We start from the raw sequence: 20,810 nt of genomic DNA, 5'->3' as shown, positions 1-20,810 counted from the left end.
CCCAGAGTAGGCGGGCGGGGCCCGTCAGGCGCTGACGTCGTCCAATGCCGCCGAGATCGCGGCGGGCAACTCCAGTTCCTCGGACGCCAGCACGCCGGTGTGCTGCGCGTAGTCCCGGGCGCCGACGATGGCGCTGGTGACCCCGGGACGGTCCCGCACCCACGCGAGCGCGACGGCCAGCGGCGAGGCGCCGAGTCCGTCGGCGGCGGTGACGACCGCCTCCACCACCCGGGCGGTTTCCTCGGTCAGGTAGCCCGCCACCAGTTCCGCGCCGGTCTCGGAGGCGCCCCGCGAGTCCGCCGGGATGCCGTCGCGGTACTTCCCGGTGAGCACGCCGCCGGCCAGCGGGACCGCGGCGAGCAGTCCGACGCCGTGGTGGTCCGCCGCCGGGATGAGTTCGTCCTCGACCCCGCGGGCGAGCAGCGAGTACTCGGCCTGGGTGGCCACCAGCGGCGTGCCCGCGGCCGCGGTGGCCAGCTGCCAGCCGAGGTAGCCGCGGGCGCCGACGTACCGGACCCGGCCGCTCGTGACGGCGTACTCGAGCGTCGAGGCCACCTCGTCGACCGGGGTGAACGGGTCCCAGGTGGCCACCTGCCACAGGTCGAGGTGGTCGGTGCCCAGTTCGCGCAGCGTCGCGTCCAACTGGCCGAGCAGTGCGCGGCGCGAGCAGTCCACGCCGTCGCGGCCGGGATGGATGCCGCCGCTGCTCGAGATCACCAGTTCGGTGCGCGGGATCACGTCGTCGAGCAGTTCGGCGAGGATCCGCTGGGCGACGCCGCCGCCGTAGAACGGGGACGAATCGACAAGGGTGCCACCGGCTTCGGTGAAACCGATGAGCTGGGCCGCCGCCTCGTCGCCCTCCGTGTCACGGCCCCACGCCAGGGTGCCGAGGCCGAGTCGTGAAACTCGGAGACCGCTGTTACCGACCGCGCGCTGCCGCATCAGATACTCACCACAAGTTCTGGAGCGTAGTGCCGCAACGGCGTGAGCGCCGCACGGACCCGCCCGGTACGGTGCACTCCGTGAATCTTCGAGCCAGCATCCCTGCGGCCCTCGCCGCCAACCACTTTGGAGCCGACCGGTGATCGGCGAGTCCATGACCTGGATTCAGGCCATCGTCCTCGGCGTCGTGCAGGGCCTGACCGAGTTCCTCCCGATCTCGTCCTCTGGGCACCTGCGGATCGTCTCGGAGGTGCTCTGGCAGGAGGACGCCGGTGCCTCGTTCACCGCGGTGACGCAGCTCGGCACGGAGGCCGCGGTGCTGGTCTACTTCGCCCGGGACATCGCCCGGATCGCGATGGCGTGGTTCCGGGGCCTGCGCGACTCGGGCCGGCGTGGGCACGACTACAAGATGGGCTGGTACGTCATCGTCGGCACCATCCCGGTCGGCGTACTCGGGCTGCTGTTCAAGGACCAGGTCCGGACCGGGGCGAGGAACCTGTGGTTGGTGGCCACCATGCTGATCGTCTTCGCAGTGGTCATCGCGGCGGCCGAGTACTACGGCAGCAAGCGTCGGCCGATCGAGGGGCTGACCCTCAAGGACGGCGTCATCATGGGCTCGGCGCAGGCGCTGGCCCTGATCCCCGGCGTCTCCCGCTCCGGCGGCACCATCAGCGCCGGCCTCTTCCTGGGGCTCACCCGCGAGGCCGCCGCCCGTTACTCGTTCCTGCTGGCGATCCCCGCCGTGACCGCGGCCGGCCTGTTCAGCCTGCCCGACGCCTTCGAACCGGCGGGCGAGGGACTCAACGCCAGCGGCGCGCAGCTGATCGTCGCCACCCTCATCGCCTTCGCGATCGGGTACGTGACCATCGCGTGGCTGCTCAGGTTCGTGGTGAACCACTCGATGTACTGGTTCGTCGGCTACCGGATCATCCTCGGCCTGGTGCTGTTCGGACTGCTCGGCACCGGGGTGATCGCGGCCACCTAGGCTGATGCCATGACGGTGATTCTGCTGCGGCACGGGCGGTCGACGGCCAACACCTCCGGAACGCTCGCCGGCCGGACCCCCGGCGTCGACCTCGACGACCGCGGCCGCGAGCAGGCGGCCTCGGTGGTCGAGCGCCTCGCCGCGCTCGAGCTCGCCGCGATCGTCCGGTCGCCGCTGCTGCGCTGCGAGAGCACCGTGGGCCCGCTGGCCGGCGCCCGCGGCCTGACGCCGGTGGTCGACGACGCGCTCGTCGAGGTGGACTACGGGCAGTGGACCGGTCGGCCGATCAAGGACCTGCTCGGCGAGCCGCTGTGGAAGGTGGTCCAGCAGCACCCGTCCGCGGCGGTCTTCCCCGACGGCGAGGGGCTGGCGCAGGTGCAGGCCCGGGCGGTCGCCGCGGTCCGGGCACACGATGCCCGGCTGGCCGCCGAACACGGCAAGGACGTGCTGTGGGTGGCGTGCAGCCACGGCGACGTGATCAAGTCGGTGCTGGCCGACGCGCTCGGCGCGCACCTCGACGGGTTCCAGCGGATCGTCGCGGAACCGGCCTCGATCAGCGTCGTGCGGTACACCGCGACACGCCCGTTCGTGCTGCGGATGAACGACACCGGCGCGGACCTGTCCGGGCTGAACGGCGCCGGGCCGTCGAAGGGCGCGGGGGTCGGCGCGTCGGACGCGGTGCCAGGGGGAGAGGTGGGAACCGATGGAAAAGCGGATAATGAGGGCGGGACCGATCCCGAATGACCAGTGAGCAGCTGATTCGAACAGGTGGAGGTGCAGATGTCCCGAGCGATTCACGTATTTCGCACCCCCGATCGATTCATCGCCGGAACGGTCGGTGAACCGGGCGACCGCGTGTTCTACCTGCAGGCCATCCACGACTCCCGGGTGGTGAGCGTGATGCTCGAGAAGCAGCAGGTGCAGGTGCTCGCCGACCGGATGGGCCTGCTGCTCGACGAGGTGCACCGGCGGTTCGGCACCGCGATCCCGCCGGAGGAGACCGACCTCGCGGACCTGAGTCCGCTGGTGATGCCGGTGGACTCCGAGTTCCGGGTCGGGACGATGGGGCTGGGCTGGGACTCCGACGCCGGCGCGGTGGTGGTCGAACTGCTCGCGGTCAGCGAGTCGGAGGTCGACGAGTCCGTCGTCCTCGACGACGTCGAGGAGGGCCCCGACGCGGTGCGCGTGTTCCTGACACCCGAACAGGCCCGGGAGTTCGCCCTGCGGTCGGTGCGGGTGATCGCCGCCGGCCGGGCGCCGTGCCCGCTCTGCGGCGAACCGCTCGCCCCGGACGGCCACATCTGCATCCGGACCAACGGTTACCGGCGCGGCGCCACCTTCGGCCACGCCGTCGAACCCACCGAAGAGAACTGACCCTTGACCGCCGATCTCCCCGACCCCGGTGACACCGACCTGCTCGTGTCGGGCGAACTGACGGTACTCGGGCGGATAGTGACCGCGAGCAACGCGACGCTGGTCTGCGAGGCCTCCTCGAACGGGCAGAGCCTGCGCTGCGTGTACAAGCCGATCCGCGGCGAGCGGCCGTTGTGGGACTTCCCGGACGGCACCCTCGCCGGGCGGGAGGTGGCGTCGTACCTGGTGTCCGAGGCGACCGGGTGGGGCGTCATCCCGCGCACCGTCCTGCGGGACGGGCCGTACGGCCCCGGGATGGTGCAGGAGTGGGTGGAGACGCCCGAGCCGACCGGGGAGCTGGGCGAGCGCCTCGACCTGGTCGACGTGTGCCCGCCGGACCAGGTGCCGCCGGGCTGGTTCGAGGTGCTGCGGGCCGAGGACAGCGACGGCGAGGAGGTCGCGCTGATCCACGCCGACGACCCGCGTCTGCAGCGGATGGCGGTGCTCGACGTGCTGCTCAACAACGCGGACCGCAAGGGCGGGCACGCGCTCGAGGGCGTCGACGGCTCGGTCTACGGGGTGGACCACGGCATCTGCCTGCACACCGACGACAAGCTGCGCACCGTGCTGTGGGGCTGGGCCGGCCAGCCGGTGGAGGGCGCGCTGCTGCCGGACATCGAGATGTTCGCGAGCCGGCTGGACGGCGAGCTGGCGGACCGGCTGCACGAACACATCACCCGCGACGAGGTGGACGCGTTGCGGGCCCGGACCGCCGCGCTGCTGGCGGATCCGGTGATGCCGATGCCGTTCGGCCGTCGCACCATTCCCTGGCCGCCGTTCTGACGTCGCCGGTCGCCGACGGACGCCACCCGCGACACCGTGAAGCACCTGCTCCTCGCGCCGACCAATTGAGGCGACGACCGCCGCGTCCCTATACCCTGAACGAGCAGCCTGTGCCGATAATGAAGTGATTCCCACTGCGTGAGGATCCGGATGGAGAACGTCTCATCGCCTGATCCGCACCGCGACGCCGCGCAGCCGCCGGCAGTCGTACCCGAACCGTACGGCTCGTCGGACGCGTTTCCGTTGTCTGCGGTCCAGAGAAGCGTGTGGTTCGGTCAGCAGCTCAGCCCGACGGCGCCGATCTTCATTGCGCAGTACGTGGAACTGCACGGCGACGTGGACCTCGACCTGCTGCGTTCGGCGGCGGTGACCGCGGCCCGTGAGTTCCAGTCGCCGTTCCTGCGTCTGGTGGACACCGGCGGGGAACCGAGCCAGATGGTCGACCCTTCGATCGACACCTCGATTGCGTTGTTCGACTTCCGGCAGGAGAAGGACCCGCTCGGCGCGGCGCATGCGTGGATCGACAACGACTACGTCACCCCGATCCAGCTGACGCGGGACCGCCTGGTGGAGATGACCATCCTCCAGGTCGGCGACAGGGACTACCTGTGGTACACGCGAATTCACCACGTCGCGCTCGACGGCTACAGCGGCATGACGATGCTGAACCGGGTCGCGGCCCTCTACACCGCCGCATCCAAGGGTGTCGAGCCGGAACCGAACCGGGCTCTCGACCTGCGCACGCTCTACCAGCTGGACCAGAGGTACCGCTCGTCGAGCCGGTTCGACGGCGACCGGGAGTACTGGGCGGAGCATGTGCGCGGGATCGAGGGCGGTTCCACGCTCGCGCACCGGGACGGCCCGGCCGCGGCCCGCAGCCGGCTGGAGAGCGCACGGCTGACCGACGCGGCGCTCGATCGGCTGAACTCCTCCGACGCCCTGGTCGGCGCCACGTCCGCGGCCGTACTGATCGCGGGGTTCGCCTGCTACCTGTCGAGGATGACGGGCAGCCGCGACGTCCTGGTGAACATACCGGTGTCCGCGCGTACCACCGCGCCGCTACAGCATTCCGGCGGCATGCTCGTCAACGTCGCCCCGCTCCGGATCACCGTCGATCCCGACGACACCGTCGCCGGCCTCGTGCGGCGGGTGCAGCTGGAACTGATGGGCGCGCTGCGTCACCAGAGGTGCAGCCTCGAGGACATCCGGCGCGACGCCGGGTTTACCGGCGCGCGGCAGGGACTGTCGGGGCCGATGGTCAACGTGATGCTCTTCCGTCAGGAGATCACCCTCGGGTCGATCGTCGGCGAGTACCACATCGTGACCTCCGGACCAGTGCGGGACCTGCTGGTCAACATCTACCAGAGCGGCTCGCCCGCCCGGACGCTCGTCGACTTCCGCGGCAACCCCAACAGATACGAAGCGGAGGAGTTGCGCACCCATCACCGGCGCTTCGTCGAACTGGTCGAGGCCCTGCTCGCCGCCGAGCCGAACACCGTGGTGTCGGACCTCCATGCCGAGTCGGCCCGGATCGGGGAGCGCATGCGGCGCGAGACCGCCGAGCTGGCCTTCTGGACGCAGGAGCTGGCCGGGCAGCCGGAATCGGCGGTGCTGCCCCGCGCCGGCCCGGCGCCGACCGGCCGGACCGGTCGGGGCTCGGTCGCGCGCGTACTCGACCGCGACCTGCACACCGCGGCCACGGCGCTCGCCCGCGGCCTCGACGTCGGGCCGTTCACCATGCTGCACACCGCACTCGCCGCGGTGCTGAGCAGGCTCACCGACGTCGACGACATCGTCGTCGCCGCCCCGGTGCCGGCCCGGCCCGACAGCACCCCCACCCGCAACACCGTGGCGCTGCGCACCCCGATCGACCCGTCCGCCGCGTTCACCGACCTGGTGCTAGAGACCGGCGAAAGAGAGCGCCGCGCCTTCGCGCACCCGGAGACCCCGATCGAGCGGGTCGTCGAGACGCTGGGCGCGCCCCGGCCTCGCGTGACGTTCGGCGTCCACACCGCCCCGTCCGCCGCGATCGCTCCGGAGGACACCGAACTCACGGTCGACCTGACCGAGCACTTCACCGCGCAGGGCGCGCCCGCCGGCATCGACGCGCGACTGACCTACGACAACGCCGCGCTCGACGAGCACACCGTCACCGCCCTGATCGACCGGTTCGAGCGCCTGCTCGCCGGTGTCGCCGAGGATCCGGACCGGCCGGTGGGGGACGTGCCCATCCTGACCGCTGCGGAGGCCGCGGGCCTGACCCCGGTGGAGGGTCCGGCCGACGTCGCCCCGCGGACCCTCGCCCAGATCCTCGCCGACGCGGTCGCGGTCGATCCGGACCACGAGGCGGTCGTCGCCGACGGGCGCAGGCTCTCCTACCGTGAGCTCGACGAGCTCGCCGACAGCTTGACCGGCCGTCTCCTCGATCACGGAGTCGGTCCGGGTTCCGTTGTGGCCCTCGCGATTGCGCGTTCGGTCGAGTCGGTGACCGCGGTCTGGGCGGTGGCGCGCACCGGGGCCGCCTTCCTGCCCGTCGACCCGGACTACCCGGTGGATCGGATCGAGCACATGCTCTCCGACTCCGGCGCCGGAATCGGCCTGACGGTCCGCGCCCACCGCGACGGGTTGCCCGAGACCACCACGTGGCTGGTCCTCGACGACCCGATCGCGCAGCCGGACCCCCCGTTCTCCCGCGTCGCGGCGACCCGGCCGGTGCATCTCGACGACGCGGCCTACCTGATCTACACCTCCGGATCGACGGGGGTGCCCAAGGGCGTGGTGGTCACCCATCGCGGGCTGGCGAACCTCGCCGCGGAGGAACGCGAACGGTTCGCGATCACCGCGGACTCGCGCACCCTGCACTTCTCCTCGCCGAGCTTCGATGCGTCCGTGCTCGAACTGCTGATGGCGGTGGGGGCCGGCGCGACGATGGTCGTGGTCCCGCCGAACGTGTTCGGCGGCGAGGAACTGGCGGACGTGCTGCGCCGCGAGCGGGTCACGCACGCCTTCGTCACCCCCGCCGCGCTCGCATCCGTCGATCCCGCCGGACTCGATCACCTCGATTGCGTGGTCACCGGCGGTGACGTGTGTCCGCCCGAGCTGGTCCGGCAGTGGGCTGCGCCGACACCCCCGAGTTCCCGAGGCGCGCCGACACCCCCGAGTTCCCGAGGCGCGCCGACACCCCCGAGTTCCCGAGGCGCGCCGACACCCCCGGGTTCCCGAGGCGCGCCGACACCCCCGAGTTCCCGCAGTGCAGGTCGCCGGATGTTCAATGCGTACGGCCCGACCGAGACCACCGTCGTCGCCGGCATCAGCACCACGTTGCGGCCCGGCGCCACCGTCACCATCGGCGGGCCGTCCCGCGGATGCGGCGAAATGGTCCTGGACAGGCGGCTGCAGCCGGTGCCGGAGGGGGCGGTGGGGGAGCTGTACGTGACGGGCGACGGGCTGGCCCGCGGCTACCACCACCGGCCGGGACAGACCGCGGACCATTTCGTGGCGGACCCGTTCAGTGCCACCGGCGGGCGGATGTACCGGACCGGTGACCTGGTGCGGTGGCATGCTCGGGCGAGCGGCGCGACCTCGAACACGGCCGCGCGCGAGCTCGAGTATCTCGGCCGCAGCGACTTCCAGATCAAGATCCGTGGCTTCCGGATCGAGCTCGGTGAGGTCGATGCCGTGCTCCAGGCGCATCCGAGTGTCGCGTTCGCGGCGACCACCGGGTACACCCGTCCCTCCGGGGACGTCGTGCTGGTCGGCTACGTGCGACCCGCGGCAGGCGCCGAGATCGACGAGGCCGAGCTCCTCGCTCACGCCGCCGAGTCGCTGCCCGCGTACATGGTGCCCGCGGCCCTCGTCACACTCGACCGGGTCCCGCTGACCCCCGCCGGCAAGTTGGACCGCAGCGCGTTGCCGGAACCGCGCTTCCGCGGGACGTCCGCCGGATATCAGGCGCCGCGCAGCAAGACGGAGGAGACGGTCGCGGCGGCGTTCGCGGATCTGCTCGGCGAGGAACACGTCGGTGTCGACGACAGCTTCTTCGATCTCGGCGGCGACTCCCTGGTCGCCACGCGAGTGATCGGACGGGTGAATGTGGCGCTGCCGGTGCGGCTGAGCGTGCGTGACCTGTTCGCGGAACCGACCGTTTCGGGACTGGCACACCACGTCGATCGGATCCTCGAGAACGCCGACCCCGGTCGGCCGGTGCGGGAGCGACCTGCGCTCGTTGCGCGGGACCGCCCGGACCGGCTCCCGATGTCCCCGGCGCAGCAGCGGATGTGGCTGGTGAACCAGATCGACACTGCGTCGCCGGCTTACAACATTCCGTTCGCCGTGACGTTCACGGGCGAGCTCGACCGTGCGGCGCTGCAGACCGCGTTGAACGACGTGATCGACAGGCACGAGGCCCTGCGGACGGTGTTCCCGGCAGATGCGAGGGGGCCGTGCCAGGTGATCCTGCCGGCGTCGGACGTGGCAGTCGACCTGACACCCGTTGTCGTGGACCCGGAGCGGGTGGGGGAGACGGTCGCGGCGACGGCCGCCGCCGGTTTCGATGTCCGCGGGCAGGTTCCGCTGAGAATCGTGCTGCTGCGGACCGGGTCGCGTCGACACGTCCTGGCCGTTGTGCTGCACCACATATCGGCGGACGGGCAGTCCGTCGAGCTGTTGGCCCGAGACGTGGCGGCGGCGTACGCCGCGCGGGTGGCCGGTCGCGCACCCGAGTGGGATCCGCTGCCGCTGCAGTACGCCGACTACGCCCTGTGGCAGCACGAACTGCTCGGGGCGGAGGACGATCCGCAGTCACTCGCCGCCCGGCAACTCGCCTACTGGGGTGACCGGCTCGCCGACCTTCCGGCGGCGATCTCGCTGCCGCACGACCGCCCCCGATCCCCGCGTACGACCGCGTCCGGCGACCGGATCGAGTTGGACGTGGAGGCCGGGGTCCACCGTGACCTGGTCCGGATCGCGCGCGAGCACGGCTGCACGCTGTTCATGGTCCTGCACGCGGCGCTCGCGGTGGTGCTCGCCCGGCTCGGCGCCGGGTCCGATGTCGCCGTGGGCACACCGGTCGCCGGCCGCGGCGAACCCGAACTGGACGACATCGTCGGCATGTTCGTCAACACCCTCGTCCTGCGCAGCACGGTCCGTCCCGAGACCACGTTCGCCGACCTGCTCGCCCAAGTGCGCGAGACCGACCTGGGAGCCTTCGCCCATGCCGATCTGCCGTTCGAGCGGCTGGTCGACGAGTTCGCCTCGGACCGGTCGCCCACGTACGCGCCGCTGGTGCAGGTGCTGCTCGAGTTCCAGCACGGCGCGCCGACGACGGTGGCGATGCGGGGACTGTCCGCCGAGGCAGTCGAGGTGGACCCGGGTGTCGCCAAGTTCGACCTCCAGCTGGGAGTGCGGGAACGGTTCGACGACTCGGGTCGCGCCGCCGGCCTGTCCGTGGCCCTGCAGTACGCGACCGACCTGTTCGACCGCGCCACCGTCGCCGGGATCGGCGATCGGTTGGTGCGGGTCCTCGCCGTGGCGGCCAGCGACCCGACCGCGGTCGTGGGAGACATCGTGATCACGGACGAGCGGGAAAGGGCGCTCGCGGCGCGGGAGCGGCCCGGCCGCGTGGTGCCGGCGGCCACACTGCCGGAGCTGTTCGCGCGTGCCGCGGCACGGAACCCGGACGCCTGCGCGGTCGTCTCCGGCGCCAGGCGCGTCCGCTATTCCGAGCTGGCGGCGCGCGCGAACACGCTGGCTCGCTTGCTGATCGGTCACGGCGTCGGACCGGGCTCTCTGGTGGCCGTCGCGACGGCGCGTTCGGACGATCTGCCGGTCGCACTCCTCGCGGTCCTCACGACCGGCGCCGCCTACGTTCCCGTGGACGTGGACTATCCGGCGGACCGCATCGCCTACATACTCGCCGACGCGTCGCCGGCGTGCGTCCTGGTCGACGGTGCCGAGAACGGTTCGGCTGTGCGTCGCAACGACATTCCGGTTGTCGATCTCGGCGATCCCCGGGTGGCGACTGCGCTCGACGAGCTGTCGCCCGAGGCGGTGACCGATGCGGACCGGACCGCGCCGTTGCACCCGGATTCGCTCGCATACGTGATCTACACGTCCGGATCGACCGGACGCCCCAAGGCGGTGGCGGTGTCGCACCGAAGTGTGACCACGCTGTTCGGCAGTGCGCAGGAGTTGTTCCGATTCGACGGCGACGACGTGTGGACGATGTTCCATTCGTACGCCTTCGACTTCGCGGTGTGGGAGCTGTGGGGAGCGCTGATCCACGGCGCCACCGTGGTGCTGGTCGACCAGATCACCGCTCGCTCGCCACGCGACCTCCTGCGGCTGCTGCAGGACGAGGCGGTCACGGTCCTGTGCCAGATCCCGAGCGCCTTCTACCAGCTGGCCGACGCCGAGCGGGCACGCGCCGACGAGGGGGACGCCGCGGTGCTGCGGCTGCGGTACGTGATCTTCGGCGGGGAGGCGATGGATCCGGCGCGGCTCACCGCCTGGTTCGCGCGCCGAGGGGATTCCACACCGCAGCTGGTGAACATGTACGGGATCACCGAGACCTGCGTGCACGTGACCCACGACCTGCTGACCAGGGCTTCGGTGGGCCGCGGCCGGGGGTCGATCGGCCGCCCGCTGCCGGGGCTGCGGGTGCGTGTGCTCGACGAGCGGTTGCACGTGGTGCCTCCCGGGGTGGTGGGGGAGCTGTACGTGTCGGGCACGCAGCTGGCGCGGGGCTACCCGAGTCGCGTGGGGGAGACGGCTGCGCGGTTCGTTGCAGACCCGGCCGGGTCCGGCACCCGGATGTACCGCACCGGCGACCTGGGCCGGTGGCGGGTGGACGGCACGTTCGAATACGCGGGTCGCTCGGACCACCAGGTGCAGGTGCGCGGATACCGGGTGGAGCTCGGCGAGGTGGAGTCGGCACTCGCGTCGGTATCCGGGGTGGGGTCCGCGGTGGTGGTCACCGACGCGGGCCCCGTCGGGATCCGGCTGGTCGCGTACGCGGTGCCGGACGGCGGTGCGGTCCTCGATCCGGACGAGGTGAGAGCGTCCGTCGCCCAGTGGCTTCCGGGCTACATGGTGCCGTCGGCGGTGGTGATCCTGGACCGGCTGCCGGTCACCGCGCACGGGAAGCTCGATCGCGCGAGCCTGCCCGCACCCGGTGTCGCCGAGCACTCCTACGTCGCGCCGCGGAACCCGGTCGAGGAGATCGTCGCGGGCGTGATCACCGATCTGCTCGGTGTCGATCGGGTCGGCGCGGGTGACGGATTCTTCGCGCTCGGCGGCAATTCGTTGGTGTCGGCGCAACTGGTCGCCCGGATCAACGACGCGACCGGCGCCGCGCTCGGCATCCGGGACGTCTTCGACGGCCCGACCGTCGCCGAGCTCGCCCGGCGGGTCGGAGGGGAGGGCAGCGGGGTGCGCCGGCCACCGCTGAGCGCGCGTGCCCGGCCGGCCCGGATCCCGTTGTCCCCGGCGCAACAGCGGATGTGGTTCGTCAACCAGTTCGATCCGGAGTCCCCGGCCTACAACATCTCGTTCTCGCTGCGGTTGTCGGGCGACCTCGATGCCGAGGCGCTGCGGGCCGCGCTCGGCGACGTCGTCGCCCGGCACGAATCCTTGCGCACGGTCTACCCGCTCACCGACGACGGGCCCAGGCAGCAGATCCTGCCGGCCGAGCTCGCGGAGTCCGGACTCGAGGTCGCCCGGGTGCTCGACGCCGACGACCTGCGCTCCCGGGTGCGGGCGACGGTGGCACGCGGCTTCGACGTTGCGGAACAGGTCCCGTTGTCGGCAAGCCTCTTTCTGGTCGACGAGACGACCCACGTGCTCACCGTGGTGCTGCACCACATTCTCGCCGACGGCTTCTCGCTGAACCCGCTGGCACGCGACGTGGCCGCCGCGTACGCGGCGCGCCTGCGCGGCGGCGCGCCACGGTGGCCGCCGTTGACCGCGCAGTACGCGGACTACACACTGTGGCAGCGCGATTGGCTCGGAACCGAGGACGACGCGTCGTCCCCGCTCGCCCGTCAGCTCGACTACTGGACCACCACCCTGGCGGGCCTGCCCGAGGTACTGGACCTGCCGAGCGACAGGCCCCGGCCGGCGGACCGATCGCAGTCCGGTGGGCGCGTCGAGTTCGCGGTCGACGAGCGGCTGCACCGGAGCCTGATCGCGCTCGCCCACAGCCGCGATGCAAGCGTGTTCATGGTGGTGCATGCGGCGTTGGCCGCCCTGCTGTCCCGGCTCGCCGGGACCGACGACATCGCGATCGGCACCCCGATCGCCGGCCGCGGCGCCGCCGCCCTCGACGACCTGGTCGGGATGTTCGTGGGCACCCTCGTCCTGCGCTGCGATGTCGGTGGCGCCTGCTCGTTCGGTGAGCTGCTGCACCGGGTCCGGGAGACCGATCTGGGCGCGTTCACGCACGCGGACATCCCGTTCGAACGGGTCGTGGACGCGCTGGATCCGCCCCGCTCGCACGCGCATACGCCGCTGTTCCAGGTGATGCTCGAGTTCCGGACCATCGCGCCGCCGGAATTCGCGCTGCCGGGTCTGCGGGTGGAGGCACTCGACCCCGGCGAGGTGGCCGCGAACTTCGACCTGCAGCTCACCGTGGCCGAGGAGTTCGACGCCGCGGGCGGCGGAGCGGGAATGGCCGCCGGCCTGGTGTTCGCGACCGACATGTTCGACGAGGCCACCGCCCGGACCCTCGCCGACAGGTTCGTGCGGATCCTCGAGGCGGCGGCCGAGTCCCCGGACCTGCCGGTGGCGGACATCGACATCCTCGACGGTGCCGAGCGCGCCGCGCTCACCGCGGTGGAGGGGGTGCCGGGCACGCCGCCGCGCACGTTGGCCGCGGTGCTCGCGGCGGGCGCGGCGATCGATCCGCACGCGCCGGCGATCCGATTCGACGGCCGGGAGATCTCCTATCGCGTCCTCGACCGCGCGTCGACGAGGCTCGCCCGCAGCCTGATCGACACGGGCGTCGGCCCGGGGTCGGTGGTGGCGCTGGCCATGCCCCGCAGCGTCGAGTTCGTGATCGGCCTGTGGGCCGTCGCGAAGACCGGGGCCGCCTTCGTCCCGGTCGACCCGGCGCACCCGGCGGAGCGGCTCGCCTTCCTGCTCGACGATTCGGGTGCGATCCTCGGGCTGACGCTCGCGCGGTCCCGGGACGCCCTGCCAGACGAGCCGCGCTGGTGGACGCTCGACGCCGGCCGCCTGATCGGCGAACCCGCTGCCGCCGCACCGATCCGCGACACCGAACGGACCGCCCGGCTGCGGCTCGACGACGCGGCCTACCTGATCTACACGTCCGGATCGACGGGAACTCCGAAGGGCGTGACGGTTACTCACCGCGGTCTCGCGGCGTTCGCCGACCACCTGCAGCGGCGGTGCCGGACGACGCCCCGCTCCCGGACACTGCACTGCGCATCACCCAGTTTCGACGCATCGATCCTCGAGCTGCTCCTCGCGTTCGGTGCGGGTGCGACCATGGTGATCGCGCCGCCCACCGTGTACGGCGGCGGCGAGCTGAGGGATCTGCTCGCGGCCGAGCGGGTGACCCACTGCATGCTCACGCCGACGGCGCTCGCGGCGACGGATCCGGCCGGACTCGACGACCTGGTGTGCGTGCTGTCGGGCGGCGAGGCGTGCCCGCCCGACGTGGTGGCCCGCTGGGCCCCGGGACGGCGGATGTACAACGCGTACGGGCCGACGGAGGCGACCGTCGCGGCGAGCGTCAGCGACCCTTTGTTCCCGGGCGATCCCGTCACGATAGGCGGCCCGGCACCGGGTTTCCGCGTGCGAGTGCTCGACCGCAGGCTGCAGCCGGTACCCGTCGGGGTGCCCGGCGAGCTGTACCTCGCGGGCCCGGCGTTGGCCCGCGGCTACCACCGTCGTCCGGGGCTGACGGCCGGCCGGTTCGTCGCCGAACCCGGCGGGGATTCCGGCGAGCGGATGTACCGCACGGGAGACCTCGTGCGCTGGACCGGCGGCGGTCGGCTGGTCTGCCTGGGGCGCGGCGACCGTCAGGTCAAGGTGCGCGGCAATCGAATCGAGCTCGGTGAGGTCGAATCGTGCTTGACGGCAGACGGATCCGTCGGTCAGGCGGTGGCCGACGTGCGTGCGGTCGGGCGCGGGGGAGACCGGCTGGTCGGGTACGTGGTGGCCGCCGCGGGGGCGGAGGTGGACACGGCGCGCCTGCACGAGGCCCTCGCGGCGCGGCTGCCCGGGTACATGGTCCCCGCACACATCGTGGTGCTTCCCGCGCTGCCGATGACCGTGCACGGCAAGCTCGATCGGGCGGCCCTGCCGACGCCCGACCACGGGGCGGAGGTGTCGGTGGGCCGGGCGCCGTCCGGTGCGGCCGAGGAGACCCTGCGCCGGCTGTTCGCGGACGTTCTCGGGCGCGGCACCGTCGGGACGGAGGACTCGTTCTTCGCCCTCGGCGGCGACAGCATCATGTCGATCCAGTTGGTGGCGCGCGCGAAGGCGGCGGGGCTGTCTCTCACACCGCGTGACGTGTTCGACCACCCCACGGTCGCGGGGCTCGCCGCGGTGGCCGACTCGAACTCCGCCCCCCGTCCGTCGACGCTCGAAGAACTGCCCGGCGGCGGTGTCGGGGAGGTGCCGCTCACCCCGATCCTCGCGTGGATGCTCGGCCGCAGCGCCGGCCGGATCGACCGGTTCTCCCAGTCGGTGTTGCTGGCGCTGCCCGACGGAGTCGACCGGGCCACGCTCGAGGTCGCGGTGCAGGCGGTCCTCGACACGCACGACATGCTCCGGGCCCGGCTCAGCCGCGACCGCGACACCGACGGTGACACACCCCGTCGCTCCGCTCGCCCCGGTGGTTGGCGAATGACGGTTCCCGGCGTCGGGGGCGTCACGGCCCGGGACGTGGTGACGCGGATCGAGGTCGATTCACTGGACGACGCCGCGTTCGACGTGCGCGTGGCCGCGGCGGCCGATACCGCGGCCGACCGCCTGGATCCGGCCGCAGGCACGATGGTGCAGGTCGTGTGGTTCGACGGGCCGTCCGGCACCGGCCGGCTGCTGCTGGTCGTCCACCACGCCGCCGTCGACGGCGTGTCGTGGCGCGTGCTGGTGGCGGACCTGGCATCGGCGTGGGCGCAGGCGTCGGAGGGGCGGGTGCCCGCGCTGCCGCCGGTGGGCACGTCGATGCGCCGGTGGGCGATCGCGCTGGAAGAACTTGCCCCGCAGCGGGTCCCGGAACTGCCGATGTGGGAGCGAATCCTCGGCGGCCCGGACCCGACGATCGGGTCGCGGCCGCTGGATCCCGCGCGCGATGTCGCGGCCACGAGCGAGGTGCTGACATTGGAGGCGCCGCCCGAGATCACCGATGCCGTCCTCACCGCGCTGCCGGAGTCGCTCCACGCCGCCGTGCTGGACGGGCTGCTCACGGCGCTCGCGATGGCGGTGGTCCGCTGGCGCGGCGAGCGGGGCGTCGAGAGGTCCGACGTCCTGCTCGGCGTCGAGGGGCACGGGCGGGAGGAGCCGGCGGTGCCCGGTGCGGACCTGACGCGCACGGTCGGCTGGTTCACCACGCTGTCGCCTGTGCGCCCGGACCTGTCGTCGATCGATCTCGCCGAGGCGTTCACCGGGGGTGCGGCGGCGGGCGCGGCGGTCAAGCTCGTGAAGGAGGCGCTGCGGGCGATCCCGGACCGGGGGATCGGGTACGGGCTGCTCCGTGAACTGGCCGGGGAACCCGGGCCGCAGGTGCGCGGGTGGCGCGAGCCCCAGATCGTCCTCAACTACCTGGGGCGGATCACGGCGGGCGCCGGCGACGATCCGCAGGCGTGGCTGCCCACCCGGCGGCACGGGCTCGGCGGCGCCCACGAACCACGGATGCCCGTGACGGCCGTCGTCGACATCGCGGCCGGGCTCGTGCCGCGGCCGGGAGGCGCCGTCCTGCAGTCGTCCTGGACGTTCCCGACCGGAGTTCTCGATGCCGACGACGTGCACCGGCTCGCCGACCTGTGGCACCGGGCGCTGGGTGCGCTCGCCGCGTACGCCCACAGCCCCGGCGCGGGCGGTCTCACCCCGTCCGACGTCGATCTCGTCCCGCTCGACCAGACGGCGATCGACGCCCTCGAGGCGCGCCGGCCCGGGCTGACCGACGTGTGGCCGCTGACCCCGCTGCAGTCCGGACTGCTCTTCCACGCCCGTCTCGCGGAGCGATCGGTGGACGCGTACATGGTCCAGCTCGTCGTCGAGCTGCACGGCCGACCGTCGCGGGAGCGGATGCGCCGGGCCGCGCGGACTCTGCTCGATCGTCACCCGAACCTGCGGGCGTGCTTCGTGGAGGACGACGCCGGTGACGTGTACCAGGTCGTCGAGGGCCGGATTCCGGTGCCCTGGAATGAGATCGACCTGTCCGGACTCGACGGGGCGACGGGTCGGGAACGCTGGCGGGAACTGCTCGCGGCGGATCGGGCGACGCCGTTCGTGATGGACCGCGCACCGCTGCTGCGCTTCACCCTGACCCGAACGGGAACGGAGGAGTACCGGCTGCTGCTCACCCACCACCACATCCTGCTGGACGGCTGGTCGACGCCGCTGCTGCTCGAAGAGCTGCTCACCCTCTATGCCGCGGACCGGGAGCCGCCCCCGGCGGGCGACTACCGGGACTACCTGACGTGGCTGACCGCGCAGGACCACGCCTCCGGCGTCGAGGCGTACCGCCGGGCCCTGGCCGGAGTCGACGGGCCGACGCTGCTGGTGCCGCGGGACGAGCCTGTGCTCGCTCCGCAGGCTCCGCTCGACGGTGTCGCGGCTCCGGCCGAACCCGGGGAGGTGACCCTGACGCTGCCCGCCGAGGAGACCGAGGCGCTGGCGACGGCCGCCCGGGAGCGCGGGGTGACTGCCAACACCGTCGTCCAGGTCGCCTGGGCGCTGGCGCTCGCGGCCCTGACCGGACGCACCGATGTGGTGTTCGGTGCGACGGTGTCGGGCCGTCCGCCACAGGTGCCCGGGATCGAGTCGATGATCGGGCTGTTCATCAACACCGTGCCGGTGCGGATCGAGTTCGATCCCCGCGAGACCGTCGGCGAGCTGCTGAGCCGCGTGCAGGCGGAGCAGGCGGCGATGCTCGACCACCACCACGTCGGGCTCGCCGACATCCAGCGGGAGGCGGGTCCGGCGGCGGTGTTCGACACCCTGACGGTCTTCGAGTCGTACCCCGTCGACCGCTCGGCGCTCGCGAGCGACACCGACGTCGCCGGCCTGCGGGTGGCGGGCGTCGAGGGTTTCGACGCCACGCACTACCCGCTGACCGTGCTCGCGAGCATGGACGAGCGGCTGCGGCTGGTCCTGAAGTACCGGCCGGACCTGCTCGACCCGGCCGAGGTGGAATCGATCGCCGACCGGCTGCGGCGCGCGTTCGCGACCGTGACACACGAGACGGCGCACCCCGTCGCCCGGGTCGAACTGCTGTCCGCGGACGAGCGGGCCGCGGCCGCGCCGATCCGCGGCGGTGCGGCGAGTCCGCCGCGCCCGCTGCCGGAGATCCTCGTCGCCGGGGCCGGGATCGAGCCCGACGCCGTCGCGGTGGACTCGGAGGACGCGCGGCTGTCGTACCGGGACCTCGACGCGGAGTCGAATCGACTGGCGCGGCAGTTGATCGACGCGGGGGCGGGACCGGGCGCGGTGGTGGCGATCGCCCTGCCGCGGTCGGCGCGTTCGGTGACGGCCGTGTGGGCGGTGGCGAAGACCAGTGCGGCGTTCGTCCCGGTGGATCCGACCTACCCGCCCGCCCGCGTCCAGCACATGCTCACCGACTCCGACGCCGCGGTGGGACTGGTGCTCGACGCCGATCACGGGCGCATGCCGGACTCCGTGCACTGGCTGGTGCTCGACGATCCGGACTGCGAGGCGGACGTCGACGCACGGCCGGCGGATGCCGTCCACGACGCGGAGCGGCCGAGCCCGGTGCACGTCGACGACGTGGCGTACCTGATCTACACGTCGGGATCGACGGGCAGGCCGAAGGGTGTGAGCGTCACCCACCGCGGCCTGTCGTCCCTGCTCGCCGCGCAGCGCGAGCACTATGCGATTCCGGCCGCGGCGCGCTGCCTGCACGTGTGCTCGCCCAGCTTCGACGTCTCGGTCCTCGAGCTGCTGCAGGCCGCGTCTGCGGGCGCGACGCTGGTGATCGCGCCGCCGCGCGTGTACGGCGGGGCCGACCTCGCCGGACTGCTGCGCCGGGAGCGGATAACCCACGCCTGCATCACGCCTGCCGTGCTCGCCACCGTCGAGCCCGACCGCCTCGACGACCTCGACGTGCTGGTCGTCGCGGGCGACGCCGTCGGCCCGGAACTGGTGGCCGACTGGGCGCCCGGACGAACGATGCTCAACGGATACGGGCCGACCGAGTCGACGATCCTGACGACGATCAGCGCGCCCCTGGTGCCCGGGGCGCGGGTGCCGATCGGGGGCCCGGTGAACGGCACCGACCTGCTCGTCCTCGACGGTTTCCTGCGACCGGTCCCGGCCGGCGTGCCGGGTGAGCTGTACATCGCGGGCGCGGGACTGGCCCGCGGATACCACCGGCGGGCCGCGCTGACCGCCGCGCGATTCGTCCCGGACCCGCGCGGCGCGCCCGGCAGCCGGGTGTACCGCACCGGCGACGTCGTCCGGTGCCGGCCGGACGGAGCACTCGACTACCTGGGCCGCAGCGACTTCCAGGTCAAGGTGCGGGGGCTGCGCGTCGAGCTCGGGGAGATCGACGCGGTGTTCGCCGCCCACGCGGCGGTCGGGTTCGCCGTCACGGCCGCGCGGGCACGCGAAGTCGGCGACCCGATGCTGGTGACGTATGTCGTGCCGAACTCCGCGGACGGCGTCGACGTCGCCGCCCTCATGGACTTCGCGGGCGGGCGCCTGCCGGCGCACATGGTGCCGACGACGGTGGTGACGCTCGACGCGGTCCCGCTCACCCCGGTGGGCAAGCTGGATCGCGCCGCACTGCCCGAACCGGAACTCGCCTCGCTGACACCGCGATTCCGGGAAGCGGGCAACGCCACGGAGGCGGCACTGGTCACCGTGTTCGCCGAGGTGACCGGCATCGACACGGTGGGGGTCGACGACAACTTCTTCGCGCTGGGCGGCAACTCCCTCAGCGCGACGCGGGCGGTGGCCCGGATCAACCGCGTGCTGGGCAGCCGGATCGGGCTGCGAGACCTGTTCGACTGCCCGGCCGCGGCTGCGCTCGCGCCGCGGTGCGCGGCCGCCGCCGCACTGCCCGGGGACGGGCTGCGCACGGGCGTCCGGCCCGACCGCATCCCGCTGTCGCTGGCACAGGAACGCATGTGGTTCGTCAACCAGTTCGATCCGGCGTCGGCCGCGTACAACGTGCCGATGGTGTTGCGGCTCTCGGGGAGACTCGACGGCCCGGCCCTGCGGCGGGCCCTGGTCGACGTGGTGGAGCGGCAGGAATCGCTGCGGACGGTGTTCCCGTCCTCGGCCGCCGGCCCGTCCCAGGTGACGGTGCCCGCGCCCGGCGTGGTCGGGGACCTGACGCCGGAGCCGGTCACCGCGGACCGGGTGACCGCCCGCGTCGGGGAGATCGTGCACGAAGGATTCGACGTGGCACGCGAGGTCCCGGTGCGGGTGCGCCTGCTGCGCACCGCGCCGGACGAGCACGTCCTCGTGCTGGTGGTCCACCACATCGTGGCCGACGGGTTCTCGGTCGGACCCCTGGCCCGTGACGTCGCGACGGCGTACGCGGCCCGGGTCGGCGGCGCCGCGCCGGGCTGGGGACCGCTGCCGGTCCAGTACGCGGACTTCGCCGTGTGGCAGCACGCGACGCTGGGTTCCCGGGACGACCCGGACTCGCGCGTTGCCGGCGAGATTGCCTGGTGGGAGGACCGACTCGCGGGGGCGCCGCCGGTGACGGGGTTGCCGCTGGACCGTCCGCGCGAGCCCCGGCGCTCGACGCGCGGTGGGCGGGTCGAGCTCTCGGTGGAAGCCGGCGTCCACCGCAGGCTCACCGAACTCGCGCGCCGGCACGATTCGACGCTGTTCATGGTGGTGCACGCCGCACTCGCGGCGCTGTTGTCCCGAGTGGGGGCCGGCCGCGACGTCGTGGTCGGAACCCCGGTCGCCGGGCGCGGCGAGGCCGAACTGGACGACGTGGTCGGCATGTTCGTGAACACGCTGGTGCTGCGCACCGCGGTCGATCCGGCGGCGCCGTTCGACGCGGTGCTCGCCGGGACGCGCGAGGCGGACGTGGACGCCTTCGCACACGCCGACGTCCCGTTCGAGCGGCTCGTCGAGAGGTCGGCCTCGGCGCGGTCGACGTCGTACGCCCCGTTGTTCCAGGTGATGCTCGAGTTCCGCAACGTCGACCGGCCCCGCGTCGGCCTGCCTGGCCTGACGGCCGAGGTGCTCGAGGTCGACATGGGCGAGGCGAAGTTCGACCTCCAGTTCGGGATCGGCGAGCGATTCGACGACTCCGGCGCTCCGGCGGGACTGACGGGCGACGTGCTGTTCGCATCCGACGTGTTCGACGAATCCACCGCGACGGCACTTGCGGACATGTTCGGCCGGGTGCTCGCGGCGGTCGCGGCGGACCCGTCCGTCCGGGTCGGGGACATCGACATCGCGGGGGCGTTCGCGCGCGAGGAGGCGGCGGAGCTCGCCCGCGGGCGCGCGCCGGCCG

At 72.7% G+C, this 20,810-nt stretch carries 6 protein-coding genes; 5 read left to right on the top strand and 1 reads right to left on the bottom strand.

The window, feature by feature from the left end:
* Positions 1-24: 24 nt before the first annotated feature.
* A complete protein-coding gene (locus AC1DU4_RS11070; protein WP_477839756.1) occupies positions 25-942 on the bottom strand; it encodes an aldo/keto reductase in 918 nt (305 codons plus the stop codon).
* Between the two features lie 142 nt (positions 943-1,084).
* Here AC1DU4_RS11070 and AC1DU4_RS11065 point away from each other — a divergent pair, with 142 nt between their 5' ends.
* The 5 genes from AC1DU4_RS11065 to AC1DU4_RS11045 all read left to right on the top strand — a co-directional run.
* Positions 1,085-1,927, top strand: a complete 843-nt coding sequence (locus AC1DU4_RS11065) for an undecaprenyl-diphosphate phosphatase (protein WP_477839836.1) — start codon at positions 1,085-1,087, stop codon at positions 1,925-1,927.
* A gap of 9 nt (positions 1,928-1,936) precedes the next feature.
* Entirely contained in the window at positions 1,937-2,671 is a 735-nt protein-coding gene (locus AC1DU4_RS11060; RefSeq protein ID WP_477839755.1) for a histidine phosphatase family protein, read from the top strand.
* A gap of 36 nt (positions 2,672-2,707) precedes the next feature.
* Positions 2,708-3,301: a DUF3090 domain-containing protein gene (locus tag AC1DU4_RS11055; RefSeq protein ID WP_477839753.1), complete on the top strand. Its 594-nt coding sequence runs from the start codon at positions 2,708-2,710 to the stop codon at positions 3,299-3,301.
* 3 nt (positions 3,302-3,304) lie between these two features.
* Entirely contained in the window at positions 3,305-4,123 is an 819-nt protein-coding gene (locus AC1DU4_RS11050; protein ID WP_477839751.1) for an SCO1664 family protein, read from the top strand.
* Positions 4,124-4,273: 150 nt separating this feature from the next.
* The coding region (locus AC1DU4_RS11045) for an amino acid adenylation domain-containing protein (RefSeq protein ID WP_477839749.1) at positions 4,274-20,810 on the top strand (16,537 nt) is incomplete at its 3' end.

The sequence above is a fragment of the Rhodococcus sp. P4_F5 genome (assembly GCF_056401315.1).
The sequence above is the reverse complement of the archived record's forward strand: the minus strand, read 5'-3'. Positions and strand labels throughout refer to the sequence as shown.

Coding starts and splice junctions, on each gene's coding strand:
- AC1DU4_RS11070 (WP_477839756.1), bottom strand. CDS start 942: ATGCGGCAGCGCGCGGTCGGTAACAGCGGTCTCCGAGTTTCACGACTC.
- AC1DU4_RS11060 (WP_477839755.1), top strand. CDS start 1,937: ATGACGGTGATTCTGCTGCGGCACGGGCGGTCGACGGCCAACACCTCC.
- AC1DU4_RS11055 (WP_477839753.1), top strand. CDS start 2,708: ATGTCCCGAGCGATTCACGTATTTCGCACCCCCGATCGATTCATCGCC.